Annotated in this window: 17 protein-coding genes; 9 read left to right on the top strand and 8 right to left on the bottom strand. The window is 65.0% G+C overall.

What is annotated here, in order from left to right; all coding sequences use genetic code 11:
- Positions 1 to 84: 84 nt before the first annotated feature.
- Both ACQ7JA_RS20245 and ACQ7JA_RS20250 read left to right on the top strand, forming a co-directional pair.
- Positions 85 to 420 (top strand): hypothetical protein, encoded by a 336-nt coding sequence (locus ACQ7JA_RS20245; RefSeq protein WP_430901042.1) that lies wholly within the window; start codon positions 85 to 87, stop codon positions 418 to 420.
- 89 nt (positions 421 to 509) lie between these two features.
- The gene (locus tag ACQ7JA_RS20250; protein WP_430901044.1) at positions 510 to 800 is read left to right on the top strand and encodes a hypothetical protein; all 291 of its coding nucleotides are present in this window, start codon (positions 510 to 512) and stop codon (positions 798 to 800) included.
- An 18-nt stretch (positions 801 to 818) separates the two neighbouring features.
- Here ACQ7JA_RS20250 and ACQ7JA_RS20255 read toward each other — a convergent pair whose 3' ends face one another.
- Positions 819 to 2258: a DHA2 family efflux MFS transporter permease subunit gene (locus ACQ7JA_RS20255; protein ID WP_430901046.1), complete on the bottom strand. Its 1440-nt coding sequence runs from the start codon at positions 2256 to 2258 to the stop codon at positions 819 to 821.
- Between the two features lie 89 nt (positions 2259 to 2347).
- The gene (locus tag ACQ7JA_RS20260) at positions 2348 to 2905 is read right to left on the bottom strand and encodes an acyloxyacyl hydrolase (protein ID WP_430901048.1); all 558 of its coding nucleotides are present in this window, start codon (positions 2903 to 2905) and stop codon (positions 2348 to 2350) included.
- A gap of 143 nt (positions 2906 to 3048) precedes the next feature.
- On the opposite strand from ACQ7JA_RS20260, the gene ACQ7JA_RS20265 reads away from it, so the two are divergent.
- Entirely contained in the window at positions 3049 to 3747 is a 699-nt protein-coding gene (locus ACQ7JA_RS20265; protein WP_430901050.1) for a suppressor of fused domain protein, read from the top strand.
- Positions 3747 to 4640 (top strand): NAD(P)-dependent oxidoreductase, encoded by an 894-nt coding sequence (locus ACQ7JA_RS20270; protein WP_430901052.1) that lies wholly within the window; start codon positions 3747 to 3749, stop codon positions 4638 to 4640. The genes ACQ7JA_RS20265 and ACQ7JA_RS20270 overlap by 1 nt, the downstream gene beginning before the upstream one ends.
- 110 nt (positions 4641 to 4750) lie before the next feature.
- On the opposite strand, the gene ACQ7JA_RS20275 is transcribed toward ACQ7JA_RS20270, so the two are convergent.
- Positions 4751 to 5944 (bottom strand): M20 aminoacylase family protein, encoded by a 1194-nt coding sequence (locus tag ACQ7JA_RS20275; RefSeq protein WP_430901054.1) that lies wholly within the window; start codon positions 5942 to 5944, stop codon positions 4751 to 4753.
- A gap of 148 nt (positions 5945 to 6092) precedes the next feature.
- On the opposite strand from ACQ7JA_RS20275, the gene ACQ7JA_RS20280 reads away from it, so the two are divergent.
- From ACQ7JA_RS20280 to ACQ7JA_RS20295, 4 genes are all read left to right on the top strand, one after another.
- Positions 6093 to 8195 carry a molybdopterin-containing oxidoreductase family protein gene (locus ACQ7JA_RS20280; RefSeq protein WP_430901056.1) on the top strand — a complete coding sequence of 701 codons (2103 nt, stop codon included), beginning with the start codon at positions 6093 to 6095 and terminating at the stop codon, positions 8193 to 8195.
- Positions 8196 to 8259: 64 nt separating this feature from the next.
- The gene (locus ACQ7JA_RS20285; protein WP_430901058.1) at positions 8260 to 9324 is read left to right on the top strand and encodes an aminopeptidase; all 1065 of its coding nucleotides are present in this window, start codon (positions 8260 to 8262) and stop codon (positions 9322 to 9324) included.
- A gap of 166 nt (positions 9325 to 9490) precedes the next feature.
- A complete protein-coding gene (locus tag ACQ7JA_RS20290; protein ID WP_430901060.1) occupies positions 9491 to 11182 on the top strand; it encodes a long-chain fatty acid--CoA ligase in 1692 nt (563 codons plus the stop codon).
- A gap of 96 nt (positions 11183 to 11278) precedes the next feature.
- Positions 11279 to 12961 carry a long-chain-fatty-acid--CoA ligase gene (locus tag ACQ7JA_RS20295; protein ID WP_430901062.1) on the top strand — a complete coding sequence of 561 codons (1683 nt, stop codon included), beginning with the start codon at positions 11279 to 11281 and terminating at the stop codon, positions 12959 to 12961.
- A gap of 63 nt (positions 12962 to 13024) precedes the next feature.
- Here the strand turns inward: ACQ7JA_RS20295 and ACQ7JA_RS20300 are convergent, their stop codons facing one another.
- On the bottom strand, positions 13025 to 14599 hold the full coding sequence (locus tag ACQ7JA_RS20300) for an alkaline phosphatase D family protein (protein WP_430901064.1): 1575 nt from the start codon (positions 14597 to 14599) through the stop codon (positions 13025 to 13027).
- 7 nt (positions 14600 to 14606) lie between these two features.
- A complete protein-coding gene (locus tag ACQ7JA_RS20305; RefSeq protein WP_430901066.1) occupies positions 14607 to 15044 on the bottom strand; it encodes an acyl-CoA thioesterase in 438 nt (145 codons plus the stop codon).
- 62 nt (positions 15045 to 15106) lie between these two features.
- Between ACQ7JA_RS20305 and ACQ7JA_RS20310 the strand changes: the two genes are divergently transcribed.
- The gene (locus ACQ7JA_RS20310; protein WP_430901068.1) at positions 15107 to 16954 is read left to right on the top strand and encodes an ABCB family ABC transporter ATP-binding protein/permease; all 1848 of its coding nucleotides are present in this window, start codon (positions 15107 to 15109) and stop codon (positions 16952 to 16954) included.
- 53 nt (positions 16955 to 17007) lie between these two features.
- Here ACQ7JA_RS20310 and ACQ7JA_RS20315 read toward each other — a convergent pair whose 3' ends face one another.
- The 3 genes from ACQ7JA_RS20315 to ACQ7JA_RS20325 form a co-directional block, all read right to left on the bottom strand.
- Positions 17008 to 18087 carry a type II asparaginase gene (locus ACQ7JA_RS20315; protein ID WP_430901070.1) on the bottom strand — a complete coding sequence of 360 codons (1080 nt, stop codon included), beginning with the start codon at positions 18085 to 18087 and terminating at the stop codon, positions 17008 to 17010.
- Positions 18088 to 18111: 24 nt separating this feature from the next.
- Complete coding sequence (locus ACQ7JA_RS20320; RefSeq protein ID WP_430901072.1) at positions 18112 to 19398, bottom strand: amidohydrolase family protein; 1287 nt, start codon at positions 19396 to 19398, stop codon at positions 18112 to 18114.
- 81 nt (positions 19399 to 19479) lie between these two features.
- Positions 19480 to 20742: a dicarboxylate/amino acid:cation symporter gene (locus ACQ7JA_RS20325; RefSeq protein ID WP_430901074.1), complete on the bottom strand. Its 1263-nt coding sequence runs from the start codon at positions 20740 to 20742 to the stop codon at positions 19480 to 19482.
- Positions 20743 to 20845: the final 103 nt, after the last annotated feature.

A 20845-nucleotide genomic window follows, 5' to 3' on the forward strand; every position in this document is an offset into this window, starting at 1 on the left:
ACTGAGCGGGCTTTTTGCTTTTTGCGTTGAAAACATCGCCTTCCGGACTACACTGAAACAGCTGCGCCGTTATCGGAGGCTGCCATGGATGTTCGAAAAGTGTTCGCTGTACGGCGCCTTGCCGTCGTCCTCCTGCTTGCGGCTGGCCTGGGTGGATGTGCAGTCTACGGCCCGCCATATGCTGCTTACGATTCCTATCCTACTTCCAGCTATCCCGGCTACGACTACCCCGCCTACGGTTACCCGACCTATATCGGCCCGCCTGTCACGCTCGACTTCGGCTTCAATTACTACAAAGGGCATCGCCACCACCACGACGGCGGCCGCCATGGCTGGGGCTCGCACCGTGGCTGGTCCGGACACGGCGGAGGGCACCATCGCGGCGGCTGGGGCCACGGTCGTGGCCGCGGCAGGTACTGAGCAGACGCAGGCGGATAATTGCCCGGCGTCATCTTCACCACCCGCAAGCGCGGGCACACTTCTCCGGTGACCAACAACCGGAGAAAAGCATGAGTGAAGCAACGGAGCAGGCCGGCCTGGGCGACAAGCTCGCTGGCCCGCTGAACGCCATCATCGACAAGAAACGCAGCGAACTGCTGCCGCTGCTGGCCGGCGGCGCCGGGCAAGCCACGCAGGCCGCCTTGCACAACGACGAATGCGTGCGCAAGGTTGCGACATTCTGTTATCCCCTGCTGCCGGGCCTGGTGCGGCTCGCCGTAAAGGAGCCCGTCTTCGTCAACTTCGTGATGAACAACCGGGAAAGAGTGCTCGAGCGCCTGGTCCAGCAGGCAGCCGCATAACAGGTCCTCTTGCGGAGCCTATGGCGTCGTCACGGGCACCGCCGCTTCCTTCGCCTTGACCTGCCCGCGGCTGATGCTGTCGCCGTCGTTGCGGCGCAGGCGCCAGAAGATCGCGGACGATACCAACGTCATCACGGCGAGCGTGGCAAAGCCGTGGTGCAGCGCTTCCGACACCGCTTCGCGGTTGTCCTGCGCCACCGGCCCCAGGAACCAGGCCGTCACGATGGACCCCGTCGCCAGGCCGAAGCTCATCGACAGTTGCTGGAAGGAGCTCGACATCGTGCTGGCCATGCTCGAGTCCTGCGGCTCGATGTCCGCATACGCCAGCGTGTTCATGCTCGAGAACTGCAGGGAATTGAAAAAGCCCTGCGCCAGGCTGATCGCGACGATGACGTAGAAGGGCGTGCCCGGTCCCACCAGCGTGAACAGTGCGATCGTCAGCCCGATGCAGACCGTGTTCGCAGTCAGGATCTGGCGGTAGCCGAAACGCGCCAGCAGCCTGGGCGCAAACATTTTCATGCCCATCGCCGCCGCGGCCGCGGGCATCATCAGGAGACCCGATTGCCAGGCCGGCAGTCCCAGCCCCAGCTGGTAGAGCAGCGGCAGCAGGAAGGGCAGGCCGCCCACGCCGAGCCGGGTGAAGAAGCCGCCCGCCACCGAGATGCGGAAGGTGCGCACCTTGAACAGCGACAGGCGCAGCAGCGGAAATTTCGTACGGAATGCGTGCCAGACATAGGCGCCCAGCAAGGCCAGCGACAAGGCCAGCATCAGCCCCGCCGTCAGGGCATCGAGCGTATGCTCGCCGAACACTTCCAGCAGCCAGGACAGGATTGCCGTGCCGCTGCTGAACAGGATCAGGCCGAGCACGTCGAGCGGGCGCTTCTCGTGCCCCTGGTAGTCCGGCATGTGCTTCCAGACCAGGTAGAGGGCGATCAGGCCGACCGGCACGTTCACGAAGAAGATCACACGCCACGAGGTCCAGTGGACGATCAGGCCGCCGACCGTCGGCCCCAGCAAGGGTCCGATCAGGGCCGGGATGATCACGAAGTTCATCGCCCCCAGCAATTCGTTCTTGGGAAATGTACGCACGATGGCGAGGCGGCCGACCGGCATCATCATCGCGCCGCCCAGGCCCTGCAGCAGGCGCGCGGCCGTCATCATGTGCGCGTTCACCGACAGGCCACACAGCACCGAGGCGATGGTAAAGACGGAAATGGCGGTGAAGAACACGCGCCGGGTGCCGAAGCGGTCCGCCATCCAGCCGCTGAGCGGGATGCCGACCGCAAGACCGAGAATGTAGCTGGTGACGACCGACTTCAGGCTCAGCGGCGTAACCTGCAGGCTGGCCGCGATACTCGGGATGGCGGTGTTGACGATCGTGGCGTCGAGCTGCTCCATGAAGAGGGCAGTCGCAACGAGCCACGGCAGGTAGCGCTTGATCGTGCTGGTATCTAGCAATCGGGCCTCATGAGGGGGGCGGGCCGGGCCGTCCGCCTTGACCCGATTGTGTCATAAATCGCGACAACGCCACGCCCCGCAGGCAAGGCTCAGAAGCGGTAGGCCGCCTTGGCAACGATCCAGTTTGCGCCGCCATTCGGGCTCTTGATGCTGGCGTTCGAGTAGTGCTGGAACTTCAGGCTGTAGTCCCACTTGGCGGTGGTGTAGCCCACGCCGATGTGGTCGCCGAACTGGAAGGCGGTGGACAGTTCCTTGTCCTCGTTCTTGTACAGTTTGGAGAACAGGTTGACGCCGATGCCGATCTCGCCATACAGGCCGAGCTTGCTGTCGTTCTGGTAGCGCAGCACCGGGGTGAAGCCGACCACGGCGATGTTCTTCTTGCGGCCCGGGACGTTCTGGTAGGCGCTCAGGCGCCACAGGGCCAGGTTGGTTTCCCAGTAACCCGACAGGTGGCGGCCATTGGAAGCGAACCAGCGGCTGTCCCAATCCTTCTGCACGGCCACGCGGACCATCTTCTGTTCCGGGTTAGTGCCGAACTCGAGCGATGCCGAATCCACCCAGCCATTGCTCTGCGCGTGGGCCGCCTGGGCGAACAAGGCGGCCGCCATGGCAGCGGCAAGGCCAGCGATTTTCTTCAAAATGAACATAATCTGCCTTCTTATCTGGATCAAAATATTGTGCGATGCACTATTGTACTAGCGTGAACAATCTTGCGCTGGACACCCCCTTGCGGTGCGTGGAAGGTATCATAGACGCCCCTCAGAACGGATTCCCTAACCTTTCGATCAGCATGACCGAACCGACCAGCACTCCCCTGTACCCGCTTGCGGCCCCGACCCAGCAGCAGCTGGCGCCAGCCGTCCTGCCGCACGACCCCGTCGCGGAACATATTGCCGCCCATCTCGGGCGGATCGACACCGTCTTCCACGACACCATTGCCGACCCGGTCCAGGTCGACATCCACGTGGTGCCGGCAAACGATCGTTACCCCTTCCTGCGGCTGGTGACTTCGGGCATGAGCAGCCGCCCGATGGCCGTGCCGGAAGGCGCGCCGCCCTTCGCCGAGCTGATGATGGCCCTGCCCGCCGACTGGAAGCTGGACGAGCAGTCGGTGCAGGACGAGCGCTGGTACTGGCCGGTCGCCCTGCTGCGCCACCTGGCGCACTACCCCCACCAGCACGCGACCTGGCTGGGCCTGGGCCATACCGTGCCCAACGGCGCTCCAGGCAAGCCCTACGCCAAAGGCGTCGAATTCACCGGCGCCATCCTGCTGCCGGCGGCCTCGGCGCCGGATGCCTTTGCCTCGCTCGAGCGCGACGGCAAGGACATCTATTTCCACTGCGTCGTGCCACTCTACGAAGCCGAAATGCAGCTGGTGCGCCGCAAGGGCTTCCCGGCCCTGCTCGACGGCTTCAACGACAAGGGCGTGACCGACCTCGTCATCCCCGGCCGCAAGAACACCGTCAAGAAGTTCCTCGGACTGTTTTGATGACGACCATCGCCTTCCTCGGTATCGGCCTGATGGGAGGGCCGATGGCGGCGCGCCTTGCGCAGGCGGGCTTTGCGGTCCGGGCCTGGAACCGCAGCTTCGCGAAAGCCGAGGCCTTGCGCGAGACCGGCGCCGCGCCGGTGGCGGATCTGGCGCAGGCGGTGCATGGTGCGCAGGTGGTGATCTCCATGCTCGAAGCCGGGCCGGTAGTAGGAGAGGTCTTGACGGCCGCGCTGCCGGCGCTCGATCCCGGCGCGATCTGGATCGACATGAGCTCGACCCGGCATGACGAGGCGCTGGCCTTTCACGCGACGCTGCGTGACCATGGCGGCCGCTTCGTCGACGCGCCGGTGTCCGGCGGCGTCGGCGGGGCGGAGGCGGGCGCGCTGGCCATCATGGCCGGCGCCGACCAGGGGGATTTCGATCAGGTGCTACACATCCTGGAAGTCATGGGCAGGCCGCAGCGCGTCGGCCCGGTGGGCAGTGGGCAAGTGGCCAAGCTGTGCAACCAGCTGATCGTCGGTGCGACCCTGAACGTGGTGGCGGAAGCGCTGTTGCTGGCCGAGGCGGCGGGCGCCGACCCGGCCGCGGTGCGCGAAGCGATCCGCGGCGGTTTTGCGGGCAGCCGTATCCTCGAGGTGCATGGGCAGCGCATGCTGGAGCGGAACTTCGTGCCGGGTGGGCAGGTGAAGAGCCAGCTGAAGGATTTGCGCAATGTGCTGGCGGCGGCAGGGGCGGCGGGCTTGACCTTGCCGGTGGCGGAGTTGGTGACGCGGCAGTACGAGACGATCGAGCATTCGCTGCCGACGGCGGATCATTCCGCTGCCTTGCTCGCGCTCGAACAAATAAATTCTGGACTCAGGCTGGGTACGTCAGAGGATCAGTTACCGTAGGGTGGTCGGCTCTGCCGACCGCGCGTTCAATTCTCGGATGAATCGATGCGACGCTGTTGTTCGCCTACTGGTTGAACGCGCGCACGGCAGAGCCGTGCACCCTACGAAAATCATGATTGCGGCAAGCTCATCTCCACCAGCTTCACCCAGAAACTCGCCCCGATCGGCAGCAGGTTGTCATTGAAGTCATAACTCGTGTTATGCAGCTGGCACGGCCCCAGCCCATGTCCGCCGGCGCGGTGCGCACCCTCGCCATTGCCGATGAAGACATAGCACCCTGGCTTTTCCTGCAGCATGAAGGCGAAGTCCTCCGCCCCCATGGTCGGCTCGACATCCGTATCCACACGATCCGGCCCCACGACCGCCCGCATCGCCTCGACCGCGAACGCCGTCTGCGCCGGATGGTTGATGAGCGGCGGGTAATTGCGCTTGAAAGTGAAGTCGACCGAGGCATTGAAGGCTGCCGCAACACCAGCAGCGATCTCTTCCATACGACGCTGGATCAGGTCCAGCACGGCGGTCGAGAAGGTCCTCACGGTGCCGATCAGTTCCGCTTCGTCGGGGATGACATTGGTTGCGCTGCCCGCATGGATCTGGGTGATCGACAGCACTGCCGATTCCAGCGGATTCTTTTCGCGCGACACGATGGTCTGCCAGGCCTGGGCGATCTGCACCGCCACCATCACCGGATCGATGCCGCGGTGCGGTTGCGCCGCATGGGCGCCCTTGCCGCGCACGGTCACGCGGAACTCGTTACTGGAGGCCATCATCGGCCCCGGGACGACACCGAAATTCCCTTCCGCGATACCCGGCCAGTTGTGCATGCCGTAGACGGCGTCCATCGGGAACTGCTCGAACAGGCCATCGTCCATCATGCGCCGCGCACCGCCGCCGCCTTCTTCCGCAGGCTGGAAGATCAGGTAGACGGTGCCGTCGAAGTTGCGATGCTGGGCCAGGTGGTGGGCCGCGCCGAGCAGCATGGCGGTGTGGCCGTCATGGCCGCAGGCGTGCATCTTGCCCGGATGGCGCGATGTATGGGCAAAGCCATTGATCTCTTGCATGGGCAGGGCGTCCATGTCGGCGCGCAGGCCGATCGCGCGGTTCGACGTGCCGTTCTTCACGATGCCGACCACGCCGGTGACGCCCAGTCCGCGCACGATCGGAATTCCCCATTCGGTCAGGCGCGCAGCCACCACGTCGGCGGTGCGCACCTCTTCGTAGCACAGTTCCGGATGCGCATGCAGGTCGCGCCGGATCTCTTGCAGTTCCGTTTGAAATGCGAGGATAGGTTCCACGAGCTTCATCTGTCTCTCCTATTTTTGTCATGCTTGCATTGCAGGCCTTGCACCATTGTAGCCCGCCTCAAACAGTCGATGAAAGAGGGGGCACGAAGGTCGCGGGAATCGTATAAAGTATTGGTTTTACGAAGTATTTCCTCGCCCCTTCCCGCCCATGACAGTCACACAAGTCCGCGCCGCCTGCCCCCACGATTGCCCCGATACCTGCGCCATCCTCGTCACGGTCGACAATGGCGTGGCCACGGAAGTGAAGGGCGATCCGGAGCATCCGACGACGGCCGGGGTGCTGTGCACCAAGGTGTCGCGCTATGTGGAGCGCACCTATCATCCGGACCGCGTGCTGTACCCGATGCGCCGCGTGGGCCGCAAGGGTGAGGGAAAATTCGAACGCATCACGTGGGAAGCGGCGATCGACGAGATCGCGGCGCGCCTCGGCGAGATCGCATCCCGCGACCCGCAGGCCATTCTCCCGTATAGCTATGCCGGCACGATGGGACTGGTGCAGGGCGACTCGATGTCTTTGCGCTTCTTCAACAAGATCGGGGCCTCGCTGCTGGACCGTACCATCTGCGCCACAGCCGGCGCAACCGGCTACAAATACACCATCGGCGGCTCGATCGGCACCGACATCGAACAGTTCCAGAATGCGAAACTGATCCTGATCTGGGGCGGCAACCCGATCGCCTCCAACCTGCACCTGTGGATGCGCGTGCAGGAAGCCAAGCGCCGCGGCGCGAAGCTGATCGCCATCGACCCCTATCGCTCGCTGACCGCCGAGAAGTGTCACCAGCACATTGCGCTGCTGCCAGGCACGGATGCCGCGCTGGCGCTGGGCATGATGCACGTCCTGATCACGGAAGACCTGATCGACCACGACTACGTGGCGAAGTACACGCTCGGCTACGAGGAGCTGAAACAACGCGCCCTGGAATGGACGCCTGAGCGCACCGCCGCCACCTGCGGCATCACGGCCGAGGAAGTCCTTGAACTCGCGCGCACCTATGGCCAGGCCGCGAAGAGCGGCGAGGGCGTCGCGATCCGCATGAACTACGGCCTGCAGCGCGTGCGCGGCGGCGGCATGGCGGTGCGCAATATCGCCTGCCTGCCGGCACTGGTCGGCGCCTGGCGCCACGCGGCCGGCGGTGTGCAGCTGTCGACCTCGGGCTCGTTCCCGGCGAATCGTCCGGCCCTGCAGCGTCCGGACCTGCTGGATGGCCGCATGCCGCGCACCATCAACATGACCACCATCGGCGACGACCTCCTGAAGGAGGCCTCGCCCGAGTTCGGCCCGAAGATCGAGGCCCTCATCGTCTACAACGCCAACCCGCTGGCCATCGCCCCGGACTCGGCGAAGGTGCAGAAGGGCTTCGAACGCGAAGACCTGTTCACCGTGGTGCTGGAACACTTCCACACCGACAGTGCCGACTACGCCGACATCCTGCTGCCGGCCACCACCCAGCTCGAGCACGTCGATGCCCACCTAGCCTACGGCCACCTCTACATGATGGCCAATAACGCGGCGGTTGCGCCGATCGGCGAAGCGAAACCGAACACCGAGTTCTTCCGCCTGCTGGCCGCGCGCATGGGCTTCGACGATCCCTGTTTCAAGGAGAGCGACGACGAGCTGGCCGCCCAGGCCTTCGACAAGCGCCACGAGCGCGCGGTGCACTTCGACTGGGACGCGCTCAAGCAAAAGGGCTGGCAAAAGCTCAATATGGCCGACGCACCGTTTGCCGAGGGCGGCTTCCCGACCCCCTCGGGCAAGTGCGAATTCTATTCAAGCAGCATGGCGCGCGACGGGCTCGATCCCGTCCCGGCCTATATCCCGCCGTATGAATCCGTCGCTTCGAACCCGGAGCTGGCGCGGAAGTATCCGCTGGCGATGATCTCGCCACCGGCAAGGAACTTCCTCAACTCAACCTTTGTCAATGTACAGAGCCTACGCGCAACTGAGGGCGAGCCGCACCTCGACATCCACCCGAACGACGCCGCAGTACGCGGCATCGCACACGGTGACATGGCGCGTATCTACAACGACCGCGGCTCATTCGTTGCCCGTGCACGCGTCACCGACAAGGCGCGCGAAGGGCTGGTGGTGGGCTTGTCGATCTGGTGGAAGAAACTTTCCAGCGACGGCAAGAATGCCAACGAAGTGACCAGCCAGCGATTGACCGACATGGGCAGGGCGCCTACTTTCTACGACACCCTGGTGCAGGTTGAAAAATCTGCCCCCTCAACGCGAGATGAAACCCTCTAGATTTTCCCAGGCCTTCCGGCCCAAGTCCTTTCGTCCATTACTGGCCGCGGCTGCCGCGGCCCTCATGTTGTCAAGCTGCTCATCCCTCTCCTATTACTCCCAGGCCGCCCAGGGCCAGCTCGAACTGCTGACGGATTCCCGTCCCATCGATGACTGGCTGGCCGATCCAACTACCAAGCCGACGCTGCGCCACCGCCTGGAAGCGGCGCGCCAGATCCGCCGCTATGCGATCCAGGAACTGAAACTGCCGGACAACGGCAGCTACACCAACTTCACCAACATCAAGCGCCCCTATGTGCTGTGGAACGTGGTCGCCACGCCCGAGCTCTCGCTCAAGCCCATGCAGTGGTGCTTCCCGGTGGCCGGCTGCGTGAACTACCGCGGCTACTACAGCAAGCAGGACGCCCAGGCCTACGCGAAGGAACTGCGCAAGCAGGGCCATGACGTGGAGGTCGGCGGCGTGAGCGCCTACTCGACCCTGGGCTGGTTCAGCGACCCGCTGGTGTCGACCTTCATCAACTATCCGGACGCGGAACTGGCGCGCCTGATCTTCCACGAGCTGGCCCACCAGGTCGTGTACGTGCCGGGCGATTCGAAATTCAACGAATCCTTCGCCAGCGCGGTGGAACAGGCCGGCGTCGAAGGCTGGCTGGACCGTTTCGGCAACCCGGCCATGTCGGAAGCCTTCGAGCGCTACAGCGCGCGCAAGAAGGATTTCATGGCGCTGCTGGTGCGCTACCGCGGCGAGCTGGAGAAGAACTATGCCAGCGACCGGAGCGTCGACGAGAAGCGCGCCACCAAGACCCGGCTCTTCATCGCCCTGAAGGACGACTACCAGGTGCTCAAGGCCAACTGGGGCGGCTATGCCGGCTACGACCGCTTCTTCGCCGAGCCGCTGTCGAACGCCCACCTGGCTTCGATCGCCACCTATAACGACTTCGTCCCGGCCTTCCGCGCCCTGCTGCGCAAGGAGCGGACCTGGCCGGCCTTCTACAAGGCGGTGAACCGGATTGCCGAGCTCGACAAGACCGATCGCCACCGCGTGCTGCAGAAGCTTGCCGCGCCGGCCCCGACCGCGCCGCTCGTGGTGCAGCGCACCATGGGCGACGCCAACGTTATCGTTAAATAAGGTCTTGTAGAGGACACGTTCCAATCGACTTAAAAGAACTTGCGCGCATTGTCGCTGCCCGATAGCATCACATCAGGCGATGGCAGAAGCGCAAGCTTCGCGCGCGCGCAACGTGCGCGAAAAGCGCTCGGACCATAACGATAATATTCGAGACAAAGGGCATCCGATGGACAAGATCTGGCTGAAGTCGTACCCCCCGAACGTTCCTGCAGAAATCAACCCGGACCAGTACGGTTCCCTGGTGCATCTGCTGGAAGAGTCGTTCAGCAAATATGCCGACCGCAACGCCTATGTGTGCATGGACAAGTTCCTGACATACGGCGAGCTGGATGCCTACTCGAAGAAGCTGGCTGCCTGGCTGCAAAGCCGCGGCATGCAGCGCGGCGCGCGGGTAGCGATCATGATGCCGAACGTGCTGCAGTACCCGGTCGCGATCGCGGCCGTGCTGCGCGCCGGCTACACCGTGGTCAACGTGAATCCGCTGTACACGCCACGCGAGCTCGAGCACCAGATCAAGGACTCGGGCAGCGAGGCGATCATCGTGCTCGAGAACTTCGCGCACACGGTGCAGCAGGTGATGGGCAAGACCCCGCTGAAGCACGTGGTGGTGGCGAGCATGGGCGAGATGCTGGGCGGCGTGAAGGGCCTGCTGGTCAACTTCGTGGTCCGCAACGTCAAGAAGATGGTGCCGGAATTCTCGCTGCCGAACATGGTGCGCTTCAAGGACGCGCTGGCGCAGGGCGCCCGCATGCCCTTCTCGAAGGTCGAGCTGGCCGCGTCGGACGTGGCCTTCCTGCAGTACACCGGCGGCACCACCGGCGTGTCGAAGGGCGCCACGCTCACGCACCGCAACGTGATCGCCAACGTGCTGCAGACCGAGGAATGGGCGCGGCCGTCCATGGGTGACGTCGGCAGCGGCGAGCAGGTCGTGATCGTGTGCGCGCTGCCGCTGTACCACATCTTCGCGCTGACGGCCTGCGCGATGTGGGGCATGCGCACCGGCGCGCTGAACATCCTGATCGTGAACCCGCGCGACATCCCGGGCTTCATCAAGGAGCTGGGCAAGTACAAGATCAACATGCTGCCGGCGGTGAACACGCTGTACAACGCGCTGGTCAACCACCCGGACTTCGCAAGCCTGGACTTCTCCGGCCTGAAGATCTGCAACGGTGGCGGCATGGCGGTGCAGAAGGCCGTCAACGACAAGTGGAAGCAGGTGACCGGCACCAGCATCATCGAGGGCTACGGCCTGTCCGAGACTTCGCCCGTGGCCACCTGCAACCGCGCCGACATCAAGGAATTCTCCGGCACGATCGGCCTGCCGGTGCCGTCGACCGACATCGCGATCCTGGACGATGCCGGCAAACCCATGGCGATCGGCGAGATCGGCGAGATCGCGATCCGCGGCCCGCAGGTGATGGCGGGCTACTGGAACCGTCCGGACGAAACGGCCAAGGTCATGACGCCGGACGGCTTCTTCAAGTCGGGCGACGTCGGCATCATGGACGAGAACGGCTACGTGAAGATCGTCGACCGCAAGAAGGACATGATCCTGGTCTCGGGCTTCAACGTCTACCCGAACGAACTGGAAGGCGTGATCGCCGGCCACCCGGGCGTGCTGGAGTGCGCCGTGATCGGCGTGCCGGACGAGCATTCCGGCGAAGCGGTGAAGGTGTTCGTGGTGCGCAAGGACCCGAACCTGACCGCCGAACAGCTGATGGACTACTGCAAGCAGCAGTTCACCGGCTACAAGAAACCGAAGTACATCGAGTTCCGCGACGAACTGCCGAAGACCAACGTCGGCAAGATCCTGCGGCGCGCGTTGAGGGACGAGAAGCAGCCGGCGACGACCGCGTAAAGCAAGCGCGAGAAGCCGGCTGCCAGAAGCCGCCCGTGACCCGGGCGGCTTCGCGTTTTATTGGACATGGCATCAAATATGGAAGGTGAGGCACGGATGGACAAGTTTTGGCTCAAGTCGTACGAGAGTGGCGTACCCGCGGAGATCGATCCGACGCAGTACCGCTCCCTGACGCACCTGCTCGAGGAGGCGTTCCGCAAGTACGCCGACCGCAAGGCCTATGCGTGCATGGGCAAGACCCTCACCTTCGCCGAACTGGATCGGCTGTCCGCTCGCATGGCGGCCTGGCTGCAAAGCCGTGGCCTGCAGCCGGGTGCACGCGTGGCCATCATGCTGCCGAACGTGCTGCAGTACCCGGTGGCGATGGCTGCCGTGCTGCGCGCCGGCTACGTCATCGTCAACGTCAATCCGCTCTACACCCCGCGCGAACTGCAGCACCAGCTGGTCGATTCGGGCGCCGAAGCCATCGTGGTGCTGGAGAACTTCGCGCACACGCTGGAGCAGGTGGTCGCCAACACCCAGGTCAGGCACGTGGTCGTGGCGACCATGGGCGACCTGCTGGGCGGCCTGAAGGGCGCCATCGTCAACCTGGTGGTGCGCAAGGTCAAGAAGATGGTGCCGGCCTTCTCTCTGCCGGGCGCGGTCGGCTTCAAGCGCATGCTGTCGGACGCATCCGGCCTCACCCTGAAACCTGTCGCTATCGGCCACGACGACATCGCCTTCCTGCAGTACACCGGCGGCACCACGGGCGTCTCGAAAGGCGCTGTGCTGCTGCACAAGCACGTGATCGCCAACGTGCTGCAGAACGAAGCCTGGTTCGGCCCGACGCTGGCGAAGATGCCGGCCGGCGAGCAGGCGCAATTTGTGTGCGCGCTGCCGCTGTACCACATCTATGCGCTGACCGTGTGCGCCCTGCTGGGCCTGCGCGTGGGCGGCATGAACCTCCTGATCCCGAACCCGCGCGACATTCCGGGCTTCATCAAGGAACTGAAGAACTACCGCATCAACATCTTCCCGGCCGTGAACACGCTCTACAACGGCCTGGTGAACAACGCCGAGTTCGCCCAGCTCGACTTCTCGGGCATGCTGGTCTGCCCGGGCGGCGGCATGGCGGTGCAGAAGGCCGTGGCCGACAAGTGGCTCGCCATGACCGGCACCCCGATCGTGGAAGGCTATGGCCTGTCCGAGACCTCGCCCGTGGTTACCGCCAACCGCTGCGACATCACGGAATTCACCGGCACCATCGGCCTGCCGCTGCCATCGACCGAGATCCGCATCCTGGATGAAGCCGGCCAGGAGGTCCCCTTCGGCACCGCCGGCGAGATCGGCGTGCGCGGCCCGCAGGTGATGGCCGGCTACTGGCAGCGCGACGACGAGACCGCCAAGGTCATGACGGCGGATGGCTTCTTCAAGACCGGCGACATCGGCATCATGGACGAGCAGGGCTATACCCGCATCGTCGACCGCAAGAAGGACATGATCCTGGTCTCGGGCTTCAACGTCTATCCGAACGAGATCGAGGGCGTGGTGGCGGCCCATCCGGGCGTGCTGGAAGTGGCTTGCGTCGGCGTGCCGGACAAGAACTCGGGCGAGGCCGTGAAGCTGTACATCGTGAAGAAGGACGCCGCCTTGACCGTTGAAGAGCTGATGGCCTACTGCAAGGAGCAGTTCACCGGCTACAAGCGTCCGAAGTACATCGAGTTCCGCGAGACCCTGCCGAAGACCAACGTCGGCAAGATCCTGCGCCGCGAACTGCGCGACGAGAAGCAGTCGGCCTGAGTTAACGTTGCTCTCAGCACGTCGCCCCGGCGAAGGCCGGGGCCCAAGTTTTTACCTCAGCCCCTAGCTCATCCGCAACGCGCCCGCGAAGCCGTCGTCCACCCTGAACGACGCCAGCTTCGCAATCGGTGACTTCGCATCCCGCACGTCGTCCAGCCCCATGAAATGCGTCACCGTCTGCTTCGGCGTGAGCTCGAGCAGCATGTAGCCGCGCCTGTCGCTGCGCCCGTAGAGCATGTGCGGGTTCTTCTCCACGTGTTCCACCGTCTGCGCCTGGGGACGTGAGCTGGACGTGACCGAGGTGCCGACGAATTCCGTCGCCACCACCGGGTTCTGCTTCGACACCGGCTTCGAGAAGTCCGGCCGCAGCGAGGTGGCGTAGAAGGTGTGCACGTCGCCGCCCAGCACCAGCGGATTGTGCGCGCCCTGCCTGACAATGGCGTCGAGCAGGCGCTTGCGCGCCATCGGATAGCCGTCCCAGCCATCGGTCCAGAAGCGGCCGTCTTCGGGCTTCACGATCGGCACGCTGCTCGACTGCGCCATCAGGGTCTGCTGCGCCAGGATGTTCCACGTCGCGCGCGAGTTTGCCAGGCCGGATTCCAACCAGGCTTCCTGTTCCGCACCCAGCATGGTGCGGCGCGGATCCCTGAGTGCTTCGCAGGCGCGGGCAAACACCGCGTTCGAGCCGCCCCGGTTGTCGGCCTTGGTGCAGGCCTGGGGCGAGCGGTACTGGCGGTCGTCCAGCAGGTGCAGGCGCGCCAGGCGTCCCCAGTCGTAGCGCTGGAACAGGGGCACGTGCGCGAAGCCGTCGCGCCGGACGCCCGGCAGGCGCAGCGGCATGTGTTCGTAGAAGGCCTGGTAGGCCGCGGCGCGGCGGGTAGCGAAATCCTGCGCCAGGCGTTCGTCGCGCAGGCCGGCGTAGTCGTTGGCCACCTCGTGGTCGTCCCAGGTCACGACCCAGGGCGCGGCGAGGTGGGCGGCCTGCAGGTGCGGGTCGCTCTTGTACTGGGCATAGCGCTTGCGGTAGTCCGCCAGCGTAAAGGACTCGTCCGTGCGCACCGCCCGGCCCGGATGGCGCAGCTGGTACGGCCCCCACTCGTAGATGTAGTCGCCGAGGAAGGCGACCAGGTCGGGATTGGCTTGCGCGATGTGGCGGTGCGCGCCGTAGCTGCCGAACTCCCAGTGCTGGCAGGAGGCCACCGCCAGCTTGAGGGCGCCCGGCATCTCGTCGCGCGCGGGCGCCGTGCGGGTACGGCCGACCGGGCTGACGGCGTCGCCCAGCATGAAGCGGTACCAGTACCAGCGGCCAGGCGCCAGGCCCTTCGCGTCGACGTGCACGCTGTGGGCCAGTTCCGGCGCAGCGGTCGCCGTTCCTTTCGCGACGATGGTGCGGAAGGCTTCGTCGCTCGCCACTTCCCAGCGCACGCTCAGCGCCACCGGGGCGATCGGCACGCCCAGCGGATCGGCGAGGATGCGCGTCCACAGGATCACGGCGTCCGGCAGCGGCGAGCCCGAAGCGACGCCGAGGCTGAAAGGATAGGGCCCCTTGTTCGAAGAGGCGCAGGCGCTCAGCGAGCTGCCCGCCAGCGCGGCCGAGAGCCGCGCAGCATCCAGCAGGAAGGAACGGCGCGACCTCATCGGCGCGTCAGTCGCGGTGGATCAGGGTTTCGAGCGGCGGCACCTGGCGCGGCTTGCGGTCCGGACCGGTGGCCACATAGGTCAGCTGCGCCTCGGTCACCTTGACCACGTCCGCCTGCAGGCGATTGCGTTCGGCGTAGACTTCGACGTTGACGGTGATCGAGGTATTGCCGACCTTGACGATGTCGGCATAGAAGGACAGCAGGTCGCCCACGAACACGGGCTGCTTGAACAGGAAGGAATTCACGGCGATCGTCGCCACGCGGCCATTCGCGCGGCGGGTGGCCGGCAGCGAGCCGGCGATGTCGACCTGGGCCATGATCCAGCCGCCGAACACGTCCCCGTACACATTGGCGTCGGACGGCGCGGGCATCACGCGCAGCTCGGGCATCTTGCCTGCCGGCAGTCGGGTTGGTGGGAGGGCGGCATTTTGTGGCGTGGTCATCTTGTTTTCTCGGTAAAAGCTACAATCGTCCCGAATTGAACCATAAATCCCCCAGCCCTGCCATGCGACGCACTACCGCCTCATCCGTTCCACTCCCTCCCGATGCGACAGCCACGCCGCGCAAGGACTGGGCCACCCTGCGTACGCTGTTCCCGTATTTATGGGTGTACAAGTGGCGTGTGCTGGCCGCGCTCGCCGCCCTGGTCGGCGCAAAACTGGCCAACGTCGGCGTGCCGCTGGTGCTCAAGCAGCTGATCGACCAGCTCGCCATCGACCCGAAAGACCCGCATGCCTTGCTGGTGCTGCCGCTGGGCGCCCTGGTCGCCTACGGCCTGCTGCGCCTGTCCACGACCCTGTTCACCGAGCTGCGCGAATTCCTGTTCGCGCGGGTGACGCAGCGCGCGGTGCGGACGATCGCGCTGAAGGTGTTCCGCCACCTGCACGCCCTGTCGCTGCGCTTCCACCTGAACCGCCAGACCGGCGGTATGACGCGCGATATCGAACGCGGCACGCGCGGGGTGAATTCGCTGATCTCGTATTCGCTCTTCAACGTGCTGCCGACCCTGGTCGAGATCACGCTGGTGCTCGGCTACCTGGTGCTGAACTACGACATCTGGTTCACCGTGATCACCGGCGTGGCGCTCGGCAGCTACATCGCCTTCACCGTCATCGTCACCGAGTGGCGCACCCACTTCCGCCGCACGATGAACGATCTCGACTCGAAGGCGAATACCAAGGCGATCGACTCGCTGCTCAACTACGAAACGGTGAAGTATTTCGGCAACGAGGAATACGAAGCGAAACGCTACGACCAGGGCCTGCAGAGCTTCGAGAACGCGGCGGTGCGCTCGCAGACCTCGCTTTCATTCCTCAACACCGGCCAGTCCCTGATCATCGCCACCGCCGTGACCCTCATCCTGTGGCGCGCGACCGAGGGCGTGATCGCCGGGACCATGACCCTGGGCGACCTGGTGCTGGTGAACTCCTTCATGATCCAGCTGTACATCCCGCTGAACTTCCTGGGCGTGATCTACCGCGAGATCAAGCAGAGCCTGGCCGACATGGAGCGCCTGTTTTCCCTGCTCGACCAGAACCGCGAAGTGGCGGACGGCGCCCATGCCAAGCCCCTGGTGACGCGTGGCGCCCAGGTGGAGTTCTCGCACGTCGAGTTCAGCTACGAAGCCAAGCGCCAGATCCTGTTCGACGTCGATTTTTCCATCCCGGCCGGCACCACGACGGCGGTGGTGGGCCACAGCGGCTCGGGCAAGTCGACCCTGTCGCGCCTGCTGTTCCGCTTCTACGACGTGAACGGCGGAGCGATCCGCATCGACGGCCAGGACCTGCGCGACATCACCCAGGCGTCGCTCCGTTCATCGATCGGCATCGTGCCGCAGGATACGGTGCTGTTCAACGACAGCATCGAGTACAACATCGCCTACGGCAAGCCGGGTTCCTCGCATGAGGAGATCGTGGCGGCGGCGCGCGCCGCTTCCATCCACGACTTCATCGAGAGCCTGCCGGATGGGTACAAGACCATGGTGGGCGAGCGCGGACTGAAGCTCTCGGGCGGCGAAAAGCAGCGCGTGGCGATCGCGCGGACCCTGCTGAAGAACCCGGCGGTCCTGATCTTCGACGAAGCCACCTCGGCTCTCGACTCGAAGTCGGAACAGGCGATCCAGGCGCAGCTGAAGGAGATTGCGAAAGACCGCACGACGCTCGTGATCGCGCACCGCCTGTCGACCATCGCGGACGCGCAGCAGATCATCGTGCTGGACCACGGGCGCATCGTGGAACGCGGCACGCACCAATCCCTGTTGGCTGCGCGCGGGCTGTATCAGCAGATGTGGGAACGGCAGCTGGCGCGGCCGGACGAGGAGCTGGCGTCGCCGCCGCTGGAGATTGCGAAGTAGTTCGCTTACCGTCGCGTGGGCGCTCCCGCGCCCACGCGTTCAGACAGTGCCGATCAGTAGGTATGGAACATCCGCTGGATGTCCTTGGTGCTGTTCGTCTTCGTCAGCGCCAGCATCAGCAGAATGCGCGCCTTCTGCGGGCTCAGCGTATCCGAGACCACGAAGTCCAGCTGGTCGTCGTTCGCTTCGCCATTGCGCGCGACGATGCCCTGTCCCACACGCGCCGAACGCACGATCACCACGTCTTGCGAACGTGCCGCCACCAGCGCAGGCTTCGTCTTTGCGGGCAGGCTGCCATTGCCCACGCCCGCATGCACCAGGCCCCTGGCGCCGCTAGCGACGAGTGCCTTCACCGCCACGTCGCCCACGTTCGCATAGGCGTAGGCCACGTCCACCTGCGGCAGCGCGTCCAGCTTCGACACGTCGAATTCGCTATCCACCGTGTGCTTGCGCGTGACCTCGCGGTAGAAGAAGGGCTTGCCGCCCTGGATGTAGCCGATCATGCCCAGTTCCGTGCTGCGGAAGGTGTCGGTCGTGGTGGTGTTGGCCTTGGTGACGTCGCGCGCCGCGTGGATCTGGTCGTTCATCGCCACCAGCACGCCCTTGCCCATGGCTTGCGCGCTGCCGGCCAGGTTGACCGCGTTGTACAGGTTGATCGGGCCGTCGGCCGACAGCGCGGTCGAGGGGCGCATCGAACCCACGACCACGACCGGCTTCCTGCTTTTCACGACCAGGTTCAGGAAGTAGGCCGTCTCTTCCAGCGTGTCGGTGCCGTGGGTGATGACGATGCCGTCCACGTTGGGCTGGGCCAGCAGGGCATTGACGCGCTTGGCCAGGATCAGCCAGTGCTCGTTGCCCATGTTCTCGCTGGCGATCTGGAACACCTGTTCGCCGCTGACGTTGGCGACCCTGGCAATCTCGGGAACCGCCTGGATCAGGGCCTGCACGCCGACGGTGGCGGCGGTGTAGCCGACCGTCGTGGTGCTGGTGGCGCCGGTGCCGGCAATGGTGCCGCCGGTGGCGAGGATGGTCACGTTGGGCAGCCTGCCTGTTTGCGCCTGCGCCGCCGAAGCGAGCAGGAACAGGACGGCGAACAGCGCCGCGCAAGCGCGGCTGGACTTCTGGAACAGCATGGACTTCTTCTCCTTTGGTAAAACTTACGGCTTCTTGTAGACGACGCCGTCCTTCATGACGAACTTCACCTGCTCGAGCAGCTTCACGTCCTGCAGCGGGTCGCCTTCGACGGCCACGATGTCGGCCGCGAAGCCTGCTTCCACTTGGCCGAGGCGCGCGGACTGGTCGAGCAGGCTTGCCGCGTGCACGGTCGCGGCGCGGATCGCCTCGATCGGCTTCATGCCCGCTTCGACCATATAGCCGAACTCCTTTGCGTTCTCGCCATGCGGGAACACGCCGGCGTCGGTGCCGAAGGCGATCTTCACGCCGGCCTTGTGGGCGCGGGCGAAGGTGGCTTGCAGCTGCGGGCCGATCGCGGCCGCCTTCGGGCGCACCAGGTCGGAATAGTAGCCGGGGGTCCTGGCCTTGTCCGCCACGTAGCGGCCGGCCGAGATGGTCGGCACGTACCAGTTGCCGGTCTTCCGGAACAGGGCGATGACCTCGTCGTCCATCAGGGTGCCGTGCTCGATCGAGTCGACGCCGGCGCGCAGGGCGCGCTTCATGCCTTCGGCGCCGTGCGCGTGGGCCGCGACGCGGAAGCCGTAGTCCCTGGCGGTGCTCACGATCGCCTTCAGCTCGTCTTCGGTGTACTGCGAGTTCTGGCCGTTGGCGGCCTGGCTCAGCACGCCGCCGGTGGCGGTGATCTTGATCAGGTCAGCGCCTTCCTTGTAGCGCTGGCGCACGGCCTGGCGGCCTGCCTCGGGGCTGTCGATCACGCCCTGTTCGGGGCCCGGGTGTCCCACTTTCTCGCTCAGGAAATGGGACAGGTTGTTGGTGGGGTCGGCATGCCCACCGGTGGTGGCGATCGACTTACCCGCGGTGAACATGCGTGGCCCCGGGATCTCTCCGTTGGCGATCGCCCGCTTGAGCGAGACGTTCAGGCCGTCGGCCGCGCCGAGGTCGCGTACCGTGGTGAAGCCGGCCATCAGGGTGCGCTGGGCGTATTTCACCGAGCGGTAGGCCAGGTCCTGCGGGTCGGCGGTGAGGCGGTCACGGTAGGCCTCCACCACCGGCGCGGTTTCGCTGGTCAGGTGCACGTGCATGTCGATCAGGCCCGGCAGGCAGCTATGGCGCGACAAGTCGACGTTGCCCTGGGCCTGGGTCATCGGCCCGACCGACTTGATCACGCCGTTCTCGACCACGATGCTGACGCGCTCGCGCCAGGCGCCGCTCTTGACGTCCAGCAGGCGGCCGCAGTCGACCGTCTGGGTGGCGGCATGCGCGCCACTCATCGCACCAAGCAGCAGGCCTGCCATGTAAAGCTGTTTCATGTCTCGCTCCTCATTGTCGTTATATGAAAAAGGCCCTCCATCGCTGGAAGGCCTTCGGTACTGAAGCGCTATCGTGACGCCTTAGCGCAGCGGCGCGACCGCCGGATCCTTGTTCGGATCGGCCAGGTCGCCTTCCCATTTGGCGACGACGGCGGTGGCGATGCCGTTGCCGATCACGTTGGTGGCCGAACGGGCCATGTCCAGGAAGTGGTCGATGCCCAGCAGGAGCAGCAGGCCCGCTTCCGGGATGTTGAACTGGGCCAGGGTGGCGGCGATCACAACCAGCGAGGCGCGCGGCACGCCGGCCATGCCCTTCGAAGTCAGCATCAGCACCAGCATCATGGTCATCTGGGTCGCCAGGTCCAGCTCGATGCCGTAGGCCTGGGCGATGAAGACGGCCGCGAAGGTGCAGTACATCATCGAGCCGTCCAGATTGAAGGAGTAGCCGATCGGCAGCACGAAGGCGGCCAGGCGGTTCTTGACGCCGAAGCGCTCCAGGCCTTCCAGGGTTTTCGGGAAGGCCGCTTCCGAGGAAGCGCAGGTGTAGGCCAGGATGGTCGGCTCTTTCAGCTCGGAGATCAGGCGCAGCACGCGGCGGCCCAGGAAGATGCCGCCGATGGCGATCAGGACCACCCACAACAGGGTGATGCCGAGGTAGAACTCGGCCATGAAGATGCCGTAGGTCGACAGCACGCCCAGGCCGCTCTTGGCGATCACGCCGGCCACGGCCGCGAACACGGCGACCGGTGCGAAGTTCATCACGTAGCCGGTGACCTTCAGCATGATGTGGGCGATGCCGTCCACCGCGTCGATCAGCGGGGTGGCGCGCGCGCCGACGGCAGCGGCCGCGGTGCCGAAGAAGATCGAGAACACGACGATCTGCAGGATCTCGTTCTTGGCCATGCCGTCGAAGATCGAGGTCGGGATCAGGTGGGTGATGAAGTCCTTCAGAGTCAGGCTGCTGGTGGTGATGCCGGAGGAGGCGCCGACCGGCGGCACGGCGCCCGACAGGGCCATCGCGTCGCCCGGACGGAACAGGTTCACCAGGACCAGGCCCAGCGACAGCGAGATGACGGAAGCGATGATGAACCAGCCCAGCGCCTTGACGCCGATGCGGCCGACTTCCTTGGCGTCGCCCATCTTGGCGATGCCGACCACCAGGGTCGAGAACACCAGCGGCGCGATGATCATCTTGATCAGGCGGAGGAACATGGTCGTGATCAGGGCCATCGTGTCCGCGAACCCGGCCGGGTTCTCGAAGCTGGTGTTGGCCACGTAGCCGACGACGATCCCGAGCACGAGGCCGACCAGGATATAGGTTGTCAGGCGGTTCTTTTTATCCATAATGCTTCCTGTCTCGTGGACCTGTGCGTAACCCGCGGCAGGGGATGGCACTGTCGCAAGGCGAATAATTGGGGTTTGATCGTAAGGAGAACGGTGAGTCGTT

Source organism: Massilia sp. BKSP1R2A-1 (genome assembly GCF_050586525.1).
Lineage (GTDB): Bacteria > Pseudomonadota > Gammaproteobacteria > Burkholderiales > Burkholderiaceae_D > Telluria.

What these genes read in the sequence shown, in the direction of transcription:
- ACQ7JA_RS20275 (WP_430901054.1), bottom strand. Translation starts at nt 5,944, where the DNA reads ATGAAGCTCGTGGAACCTATCCTCGCATTTCAAACGGAACTGCAAGAG.
- ACQ7JA_RS20280 (WP_430901056.1), top strand. Translation starts at nt 6,093, where the DNA reads ATGACAGTCACACAAGTCCGCGCCGCCTGCCCCCACGATTGCCCCGAT.
- ACQ7JA_RS20305 (WP_430901066.1), bottom strand. Translation starts at nt 15,044, where the DNA reads ATGACCACGCCACAAAATGCCGCCCTCCCACCAACCCGACTGCCGGCA.
- ACQ7JA_RS20320 (WP_430901072.1), bottom strand. Translation starts at nt 19,398, where the DNA reads ATGAAACAGCTTTACATGGCAGGCCTGCTGCTTGGTGCGATGAGTGGC.
- ACQ7JA_RS20245 (WP_430901042.1), top strand. Translation starts at nt 85, where the DNA reads ATGGATGTTCGAAAAGTGTTCGCTGTACGGCGCCTTGCCGTCGTCCTC.
- ACQ7JA_RS20285 (WP_430901058.1), top strand. Translation starts at nt 8,260, where the DNA reads ATGTTGTCAAGCTGCTCATCCCTCTCCTATTACTCCCAGGCCGCCCAG.
- ACQ7JA_RS20260 (WP_430901048.1), bottom strand. Translation starts at nt 2,905, where the DNA reads ATGTTCATTTTGAAGAAAATCGCTGGCCTTGCCGCTGCCATGGCGGCC.
- ACQ7JA_RS20295 (WP_430901062.1), top strand. Translation starts at nt 11,279, where the DNA reads ATGGACAAGTTTTGGCTCAAGTCGTACGAGAGTGGCGTACCCGCGGAG.
- ACQ7JA_RS20310 (WP_430901068.1), top strand. Translation starts at nt 15,107, where the DNA reads ATGCGACGCACTACCGCCTCATCCGTTCCACTCCCTCCCGATGCGACA.
- ACQ7JA_RS20270 (WP_430901052.1), top strand. Translation starts at nt 3,747, where the DNA reads ATGACGACCATCGCCTTCCTCGGTATCGGCCTGATGGGAGGGCCGATG.
- ACQ7JA_RS20315 (WP_430901070.1), bottom strand. Translation starts at nt 18,087, where the DNA reads ATGCTGTTCCAGAAGTCCAGCCGCGCTTGCGCGGCGCTGTTCGCCGTC.
- ACQ7JA_RS20325 (WP_430901074.1), bottom strand. Translation starts at nt 20,742, where the DNA reads ATGGATAAAAAGAACCGCCTGACAACCTATATCCTGGTCGGCCTCGTG.
- ACQ7JA_RS20290 (WP_430901060.1), top strand. Translation starts at nt 9,491, where the DNA reads ATGGACAAGATCTGGCTGAAGTCGTACCCCCCGAACGTTCCTGCAGAA.
- ACQ7JA_RS20265 (WP_430901050.1), top strand. Translation starts at nt 3,049, where the DNA reads ATGACCGAACCGACCAGCACTCCCCTGTACCCGCTTGCGGCCCCGACC.
- ACQ7JA_RS20300 (WP_430901064.1), bottom strand. Translation starts at nt 14,599, where the DNA reads ATGAGGTCGCGCCGTTCCTTCCTGCTGGATGCTGCGCGGCTCTCGGCC.
- ACQ7JA_RS20250 (WP_430901044.1), top strand. Translation starts at nt 510, where the DNA reads ATGAGTGAAGCAACGGAGCAGGCCGGCCTGGGCGACAAGCTCGCTGGC.